Raw genomic sequence first — 8,195 nt, 5'->3', positions numbered from 1 at the left:
ATATTCACTGCATTCTAAGTCTTCTTCAATGTCTGAACAGCTTAATCCAAGGGGTAGAAACAGCTGTTCTTCAATAGTTTTTAAATTCAATAGTTTTATATTTAAAGTTCAATGTTTAAGGTTTAAAGTTGGTTACCAAATTCTCATTAGTTTGTCCTAAATCTGTTCAGATAGGCTGCCTTTTGATGTGTGGGAAAATTCCCCTCCTCCGGAGGGGTGTCAAATCGAAGATTTGACGGGGTGGTTTAATAAAATACAATACTATCCCTCTCCAAAAAACGCATTAGAACTCCCAATCCAGATCGCATCCTTCTTATTAAAATCCACGTTTACCATTGCCGCTTTCGTCATTCTTCCCAGATTTTCCAGAAGAATAGGGCGCTCATCATTTTCTTTCCAGATATATAATAAACGGATTTCAGCTTTTGAAAATTCGCCATTAATGTCTTCAAATAAAGGCTCATACGTTACCTTTCTCTGCAAAATATAATTCTCTTTATCTTCAATAGCATCAGTGATTTCTTTCGTTGGGTTTAAATTCACGCCGCTTCCCGCAAATGAAAACAAGGGTTTCAATACGAAGTTTTCAAGGTTTTCATCTTCCGGAAACTCATGAAGGAAATAACTTTTGGGAACAAACTGATGTTTTAATAAAGGTAAAAGGAATTTAGAAATCTTAAAGAACAAGTTTGGATGGGTGATCCATTTTACATCTGCTTCTTCCCGGAAATCAAACTCAGTTTTAAGATCCGGAATTCTGTCTAATTCATCAAATATAACACGATTGTAGATTCTTTTGATCTCAACAAGCTGACCATCATTCTCGTAATATAGTTTCTTGCCTTCTTTTTTTACCTTGGTAAGACACACTGTTTTTATACCTAATAATTGTTCTGTTAAAGCAAAATCAATCGCTGTTTTCTGTTTTTCAGGGAAGATTTCAAGAAGAATCACGTTTTCCGGATTTTCATCACCCACAATCAGATCTTTTAAATATTGTTTAAAGTCTTTATGAGGCATAGGATTGCGGATCTCTGAAAGAAAAGGATATACTTCGCAAAATGTCTCTTCATAAGCCTTTTGGAAGGCGTATAAAGATGGAAAAGCCTGAAGTTCGATCAGTTGTGGTTCAATAACTCCGCTTTCATTTTTACAGACTCCAAAATCAATGGTGAAAAAATGAGGCTGGTCTGTATCATTGGGAACCCTGCAGTTGTCAGGAATAGCTTTCTGAAGGGTTTCAGACGGAAGTGCTTTGATTTGGCTGATGATACTTTCACTGGCATCAATTAATTTACTCTCAAATTCTTTGGTAAGGAATATTGGGCTTTCTGAAATTCTGAATCCCGGTTCTATACCACCTTTTTGTTTTAAAATTTCTTTAAGCCGAGTATATTTTTCATCTGAAAACTCTTGGTTGAACTGTTTTCTATATTTTGGGATCATATTTTTTCTTTTGTGATGTTAAAAAAATCGAGCAGCAATGCCCGATGTTTTATAAGTATAAGATGGAAGCCAGAAGCTGGGAGAGGGGAGTTTTTGAAGCCGGATTTTAAAATAAGATCAAAATTTTACTAATGTCTAATTAAATCAGAAATTGACCAGAAGTTTAATCACTGTTAGTAACCTCCAGCCTCCCTCTTCCAACTTCCCGCTTTTTAAGCCAAAGACTCAACTTCCTTCAAAATGTTTTTTTTTGCGAACTGAAGAAATCTCGGAAGAATCTGGTGCCTGGTCAGAATGATTTTGTCTTCATCATCTATTCTGTCCATCGTTTCAAGATACTTTTCCATTCCGAAGTTTTCAATCATAGCTTCTCTGTTCTTATCATCTTTAAGATTCTCAATTAATGCCTCAGGACTTGCTTCCGGATGAAACTGGGTTCCGAAGATCTCATCAGAAAAACGAACTGCCATTACCGCTCTTTCCAGATTGATGTGTGGACGGAACTTTTCAATAGCCATAATCGTCATTCCCAATTCCTCAAAACGGTCATGATCCGGCTCAATAAACTGATAAGCTCTGGAATCTACTGCATAGAACGGATTCTGAAGATTTTTGAATAAAAATTCTTCTTTGCCTTCATCGGTTTTGTGTACCGGCATTACTCCAAAAGAATAGGATTTTCTTTTACAGATATTTCCTAATTTCCAGTGAATGCTTGCCAGTTGGAACGAATGACAGATCAGGAAAAGGTATTTTTTATCCTCATTGTATTGATTATGTTCAAAAATGGAATCTAAAAAATGAGCAAACCGGTCTTCCCACGCAAAACCTTCACGGTGTGGAGTTCCTGGTCCGCCTGAAGAAATGAAAATATCAAAGTCTCCAATATCCGGCATTTCATCTTTAAATCTTACATCAAACGTCTTGATGATTACATTTTCTTCAGAGTTCTGCTGAAACGTTTCAGAAATTTCCTTAATGTTCCTAAAACCTTGATTGACATGATTGTTGTTCATGTCCAGCAGAGCAATTCGAATATCTTTCATTACATCATATTTTTTGTAAAGTTACCAAAAATATTATGAAGCGGGTTCGCCATGGGTGATGCCATACTCAGTTTCTGAGATCATATAATCCACAACCTTAGTAAGATCGCCGGTTTCCTTAAAGATCTGAAGCTGTCTATCAGCACCTGTCCCATTTTCAAGAATTTTCCAGGCGTATTCTACTTCTTTTCGGCATCCTAAATCGTCTACCACATCATCAATAAACTCTAAAAGTTCTTTTAATAAAAGCGGATATGGAACAGATTCTTCTTTTCCAAAATCAATCAGATGGGCTTCAATACCGCTTTTGGAAGCGCGCCATTTATTTTCGTTCAACAATAGCCTTCTGTAGCTTCTGAAGCTCAGGTTTTGTTGATGAAGTTTATAAATTTTAGCCACTAAACTCTGCATAATAGCAGCAAGACATACCGTTTCATCAATTCTTAATGGCATATCGCAAATCCTGAACTCAATCGTAGGGTAGAATGGGTGAACTCTTAAATCCCACCATATTTTTTTAGCATTGTCGATGGTTCCTGTTTTTACTAACAGATCAACATAACTGTCAAACTCAGCCAATGAGTTGAAGTAACTCGGAATACCGGTTCTCGGAAACTTGACAAAAATTTCCTGTCTGTAAGATTTAAAGCCTGTATACCTTCCAATCCAGAAAGGAGAATTGGTGGACAGAGCATAGACGTGAGGCAGAAAATAGCGCATGACATTCTGAATTCTTACGCCTTCTTCACGGTTAGGAATTCCAATATGCACGTGAAGTCCGAAAATAAGGTTCTCACGGGCAACATCGCCCATATCATCAACGATTTTGATGTATCTCTCCCCCTGAGTGATCGTGTTGTCTGACCAATGAGAAAAAGGGTGGGTTCCACCACCAGAGACACGAAGCCCCTGCTCATGGGCTGTATTGATGAGATGTCTTCTTAAATTCGTTAATTCTGCACGGGCTTCCTGAATATTCTGGCAGATTCCGGTTTCCATCTCAATCATGGATTCGTGCATTTCGTGCTTTAAATTTTCACTCAATACCGCTTTTCCGCCTTCAATGATTTTTGATACGTGAGAAATCAGATCCCTGCTTTCAACATCAATGATCTGATATTCTTCTTCGATTCCAATAGTAAACTGATGATGCATTGTCTTGTGTTTTTTTATTCTTTTTCAATATTATTTTATGGAATCTTTCACAAAGGTTCCCCAGGTTATATTAGGTTTTCCCGGAACATATTCCTTGGCTTTTTCGATCGCCAGTTTAGCAGCATGCTCTATAATCCATGCAAAGTTTTCTTCTCCTACGGAATTTCTGTCTGCATCCGGAGCCGGATTACAGAAATCGATCGCATAAGGAATTCCGTCTCTTACCGCAAATTCTACAGTATTGAAATCATATCCTAACGCCTCATTCATTGTAATGGTATAATCATGAATGGTTTTTAGTAATTTTTCAAGTTCTTCGCCCTGTGTCTGGTGGGTAGTGGCATATCTCAGATGATGTGGGTTTCTGGGCTCGTAAGGCATGATATGGACATATTTTCTGCCCAGACAGTACACCCTGTAATAATCATCAAAAATAATTTCTTCCTGAACCATCATTACCAGCTGTTCTGTTTCACCAAGCTTGTTCCAAAGATCATCCGGATTCTCCACTCTGTATACATTTTTCCAGCCGCCGCCGTCATGGGGTTTCATATAAGCCGGAAATCCTACATAGTTGAAGATGTATTCCCAATCGTGCGGGAATTTCAGGTTTCTGAATGAAGTTTCCGAAGTGTTGTCCGGTCTTTCATGAGAGGGAAGCAACACTGTTTTCGGTAACGGAATTCCGAGCTTGCTCATCAGGGCATTATTGAAAAACTTTTCATCAGCACTCCACCAGAACGGGTTATTGATGACATAAGTACCGTTAAGTGCTGCATTTTTCAGATAGGCTCTGTAAAAGGGAACATCCTGCGAAATTCTGTCGATGATTACGGCATATCCATAATCTGCACCTTGCTCAAGTTTATCAATCGTAACAGGTTCGGCCACAATATCTCCGCCGCCCAGTTCATTCACCTTGTCTATAAATGCCCAGGGAAAGGTGTCCTCCATACCGAATAGAATTCCTACTTTTTTTGTCATAATTTTTGTTTTTTAATGGTGTATATTTTTCTTTTTAAATGTTTAATAAACAACTTTCTGTCTTATTTTGACCACCTCGTCAAATCTTTGATTTGACACCCCTCCGAAGGAGGGGAATATCACGTCTTCAATTGTGATATTCGGGAAAATTGAAAATTTAAGATTTTCAAAACTTAAGTGTACTTCTCAAACATTTAGTAGTCTCTTCAAATAACTTAAGTGTTAAAACTTTTGTGCCTTTTGTGTTAAAAATAATGGTAAATAACTAAGAGAAATAAGCTCCAATAAAGGTTGGGAAAACCATTCTCCACAACGGCCAGTCGTGACCGATCCATTTTCTTTCATCATACCAGAATTCAATGCCTTTTACCCTTAATATTTCTGCCATTTCAATATTTTTGTCTTTGCAGATATCCTGATCTGAAGTACTCAACACAATATGCATATGTTTGTATTTCCAGGCCTCATCATTTCTTACAAACTCCCTTGGACAGTTGAAATATACAAGGTCATCGGAGTAACCATCCATAAAATTCCTTATACTAAAAGCTCCAGAGAGGCAAAACAGATGAGACACCACATCCGGAAACCTGAAGGCAAAATTGGCTGCATGATACCCTCCAAAACTGGCTCCGGCCACTGCTACACGATGGGTTTTATGAAGTTTTTGGATATAGGGAACAAATTCCAGAATCAGAAACTGTACATAACGTTCATAATTTTTGATTCTCTGCTGCGGGGATATTTTTTCATCATAAAAACTCCAGGCATCAATGGTCTGAATATTATAAAGCTTTACTTTTCCCTGTTCTATGAACCAGTTGATGCTTCCGTTAAGATGAAAATCATGGTTCTGGGTATATTGTCCCTGTGAGGTTGGAAACATGATGATAGGGTGGCCGTAATGTCCGGTCACTTCTACTTTAAGACTTGTTCCCAATATGTTGGAATAGTAATCTGTATGTTCTATATGAGGCATTTATATTTTTGCTTTAGTGATTGGGTATAGTTAACTGCTCAGTTTGCTGGTTTTAGGAGGAAGGATGTTAAGCATTTCTGCATTAATCTTTTCTGCCGCGCTGTCCAGCTTTTCTTCTATCACAGATGCATCGTTGGATTTGTAAACAATTCCTACATGATAATCTATAGGAAGAAACTTTATAGCTTCTTCACATTCAAATTTGCTGTAATCCGGTTCTTTATCCTTAATAAGAGCAACAATAAGCCCTGCATAATATCCTGTAGGAGGGGAAACAGTGTAATTTTTATTTCTTAGAAGAGCATCTTCAATCTTTGCCCATTCTCTCCAGATATTGATGCCGCTAGAAGCCTCTACCAAATCAGGAATGTGAGCACCTCCCACTCTTGAGGAAGTTTCCAGGAAATACCATTTTCCATCTTCTTTTCCACGGATAAACTCGGTATGGGTAGCTCCGTTAAGAAGTCCGAAGTTGGAAAGTACTCTGGAATTAATGTCTTCCAATGCTTTGAATTCTTCAGAATATCTTCCTAAAGTTTTAGATCTGAAAACACCACCTTCATGGGATACCTGCATAGGAGGAGCAAGGTATTTTGAAGCAGAGGTAAATACAATTTCTTTATTAAAGGTAAGACTGTCCACATGATAGACATCTCCAGGTTTAAAGCTTTCCAGCAGGAAAAGATGACGTTCTTCACCAAGCACATTTAATGCCTCATGAAGCTGCTCTTTAGTGGTGATCTTTTTGATGCCTGATGCAGAAGCTTCTGAGCGTGGCTTTAGTACCCAGGGCGCGGGAACTTTGTCTACAAACTCATTCACTGTATCATCATTGAAAACAGCCGTGAATTCAGGAACGTTAATGCCGGAATCTTTTGCTTTCTGGCGCATAGCCAGTTTATCTCTGAAATAGCGGTGGGTAGTCTGTCCCATGCCCGGAATACGGAAGGTCTCCCGGATCAGGGCAGCTTTTTCCACGTCGTAGTCATCAAGAGCCACTACAGCGTTTACTTTTCTGGTTTTCATCAGGTGGGAAAATCCCTGGATCAAATGTTCCAAGTTCCACACGGACGGTTTGATCTCAGGCATATAAAATACCTCATCAATGGCATGCCAGGGCCAGTTTTTTTCTTTAAGATTTTCTGATGTTACTAAGATGATTTTATTACCGAGCCTCTTCATTTCGTCCATGAAATCATAGCCCTTGTAATAGCACGAAATACATACTATAATTTTCTCCTCCATATAATGTTTTTTAAGTTTTAGTGAATTATCAAAAATAAAAGCAATTCTTTATTATTTGATTAATATTAAAAATCAAAATATGATGTGCTTTTATGAATCACTAATCAAGTATACAGAGAATTTTTGTAATAAACTAATTTTTAGTGATAATTTTCAATTAAATCCGTGAGCAATTGGACCCCATAACCGGTTGCAGCTTTTTCTTTGGCATATCCTACATTTCCAAAGGCTACTCCGGCAATATCCAAATGAGCCCATTTAGGGTGATTCTCAATGAAATGCTCTAAGAATTTGGCTGCAATGATACAGTCTCCAACAGGTTTTAGGGACATGTTTTTTAAGTCGGCTACATCAGATTGTATATCATCTGTCCAAACATCCCATAACGGTAAATTCCATAGCCTTTGGTTGGTGTGGTCTCCTGTTTTAATCAAAAGATTTTTCAATTCTTCATTATTGGAAAACAAGGCGCCACAGGTATCTCCAAACATTCTTACTGAGCTTCCCGTTAACGTTGCCAAATCAATAAGGAAATCTGTTTTGTAATTTTTAGCGAGATAAGAAAGTCCATCGGCAAGAATCAGTCTGCCTTCTGCATCAGTATCCATAACCTCAATGGTTTTCCCATTATAGGCGGTAATGACGTCACTTGGAAGCAATGCTTTTTCAGAAATAGCATTATCTGTGATAGGTAGTACAGCGACAATATTAACAGGCAGCTTCATTTCTGCAGCATAGATCAAAGTTCCTAAAACAGCTGTTGCCCCACCCATATCGGATTTCATATAGTGCATATTCGTAAAGGGTTTCAGAGAAATTCCTCCTGTATCAAACAATACACATTTTCCAACCAATCCAAATGTTTTGGCATTTTTAGCCGTAGTCTTATATTCTAAAATGGTAAAAGCTGCATCATGAGCACTTCCCTGATTGACGGCAAGGTAAGCCCCAAGGCCTAATTCCTCGCATTTCTTGCGATTGAAAACCGTGTATTTTAATTCATACTTTTTAGCCATATTTTTAAGATACAGGCTAAAGGTATCTGGTCTCTTTAAATTGGCTGGTTTATTCATCCATTCCTGGCAGGCAATTTGTCCGTTGCTTAAAGCTTCAGCTTTTTGACTGATATGATCTAGTTTTTTCTGGCTTAAATTTTCGAAATGGAGTTCAAATTTAGGATTCCAGAAAGGGTGATTTTTTTCAAAAGGATAGCTGTAGGTTCCTATGAGTAATCCTTTTACAAATTCTTCAAATTGCTTTTCATTGAGGAAATCGGCAAGCAATAAAGTAGGGACACCCTGTAGTTTTTCCTTTTGAGTTTGAGAAAACTTAACGGCAAC

The 8,195-nt window shown here is 37.9% G+C and carries 7 protein-coding genes; all 7 read right to left on the bottom strand.

Translation table 11 applies throughout. From position 1 onward, the window contains the following. Positions 1-261: 261 nt before the first annotated feature. Positions 262-1,446, bottom strand: coding sequence for a hypothetical protein (locus BBH99_RS05995; RefSeq protein ID WP_066693318.1), 1,185 nt, complete (start codon positions 1,444-1,446; stop codon positions 262-264). A 212-nt stretch (positions 1,447-1,658) separates the two neighbouring features. Then, complete coding sequence (locus BBH99_RS05990; protein ID WP_066693315.1) at positions 1,659-2,492, bottom strand: type 1 glutamine amidotransferase; 834 nt, start codon at positions 2,490-2,492, stop codon at positions 1,659-1,661. 33 nt (positions 2,493-2,525) lie between these two features. Continuing rightward, positions 2,526-3,647, bottom strand: coding sequence for a carboxylate-amine ligase (locus BBH99_RS05985; RefSeq protein ID WP_066693312.1), 1,122 nt, complete (start codon positions 3,645-3,647; stop codon positions 2,526-2,528). A 30-nt stretch (positions 3,648-3,677) separates the two neighbouring features. Then, positions 3,678-4,631, bottom strand: a complete 954-nt coding sequence (locus tag BBH99_RS05980) for an ATP-grasp domain-containing protein (RefSeq protein ID WP_066693310.1) — start codon at positions 4,629-4,631, stop codon at positions 3,678-3,680. A 265-nt stretch (positions 4,632-4,896) separates the two neighbouring features. Continuing rightward, positions 4,897-5,610, bottom strand: a complete 714-nt coding sequence (locus BBH99_RS05975) for an alpha/beta hydrolase-fold protein (RefSeq protein WP_066693308.1) — start codon at positions 5,608-5,610, stop codon at positions 4,897-4,899. Positions 5,611-5,640: 30 nt separating this feature from the next. Then, positions 5,641-6,855 carry an ATP-grasp domain-containing protein gene (locus tag BBH99_RS05970; protein ID WP_066693306.1) on the bottom strand — a complete coding sequence of 405 codons (1,215 nt, stop codon included), beginning with the start codon at positions 6,853-6,855 and terminating at the stop codon, positions 5,641-5,643. A 140-nt stretch (positions 6,856-6,995) separates the two neighbouring features. Beyond that, positions 6,996-8,195, bottom strand: a 1,200-nt coding sequence (locus tag BBH99_RS05965) for a M17 family metallopeptidase (RefSeq protein WP_066693303.1), incomplete at its 5' end; no start/stop codon positions are given.

Source organism: Chryseobacterium contaminans (assembly GCF_001684955.1).
In the GTDB taxonomy this organism is placed as follows: domain Bacteria; phylum Bacteroidota; class Bacteroidia; order Flavobacteriales; family Weeksellaceae; genus Chryseobacterium; species Chryseobacterium contaminans.
The sequence above is the reverse complement of the archived record's forward strand: the minus strand, read 5'-3'. Positions and strand labels throughout refer to the sequence as shown.

What these genes read in the sequence shown, in the direction of transcription:
- BBH99_RS05995 (WP_066693318.1), bottom strand. Translation starts at nt 1,446, where the DNA reads ATGATCCCAAAATATAGAAAACAGTTCAACCAAGAGTTTTCAGATGAA.
- BBH99_RS05990 (WP_066693315.1), bottom strand. Translation starts at nt 2,492, where the DNA reads ATGAAAGATATTCGAATTGCTCTGCTGGACATGAACAACAATCATGTC.
- BBH99_RS05985 (WP_066693312.1), bottom strand. Translation starts at nt 3,647, where the DNA reads ATGCATCATCAGTTTACTATTGGAATCGAAGAAGAATATCAGATCATT.
- BBH99_RS05980 (WP_066693310.1), bottom strand. Translation starts at nt 4,631, where the DNA reads ATGACAAAAAAAGTAGGAATTCTATTCGGTATGGAGGACACCTTTCCC.
- BBH99_RS05975 (WP_066693308.1), bottom strand. Translation starts at nt 5,610, where the DNA reads ATGCCTCATATAGAACATACAGATTACTATTCCAACATATTGGGAACA.
- BBH99_RS05970 (WP_066693306.1), bottom strand. Translation starts at nt 6,855, where the DNA reads ATGGAGGAGAAAATTATAGTATGTATTTCGTGCTATTACAAGGGCTAT.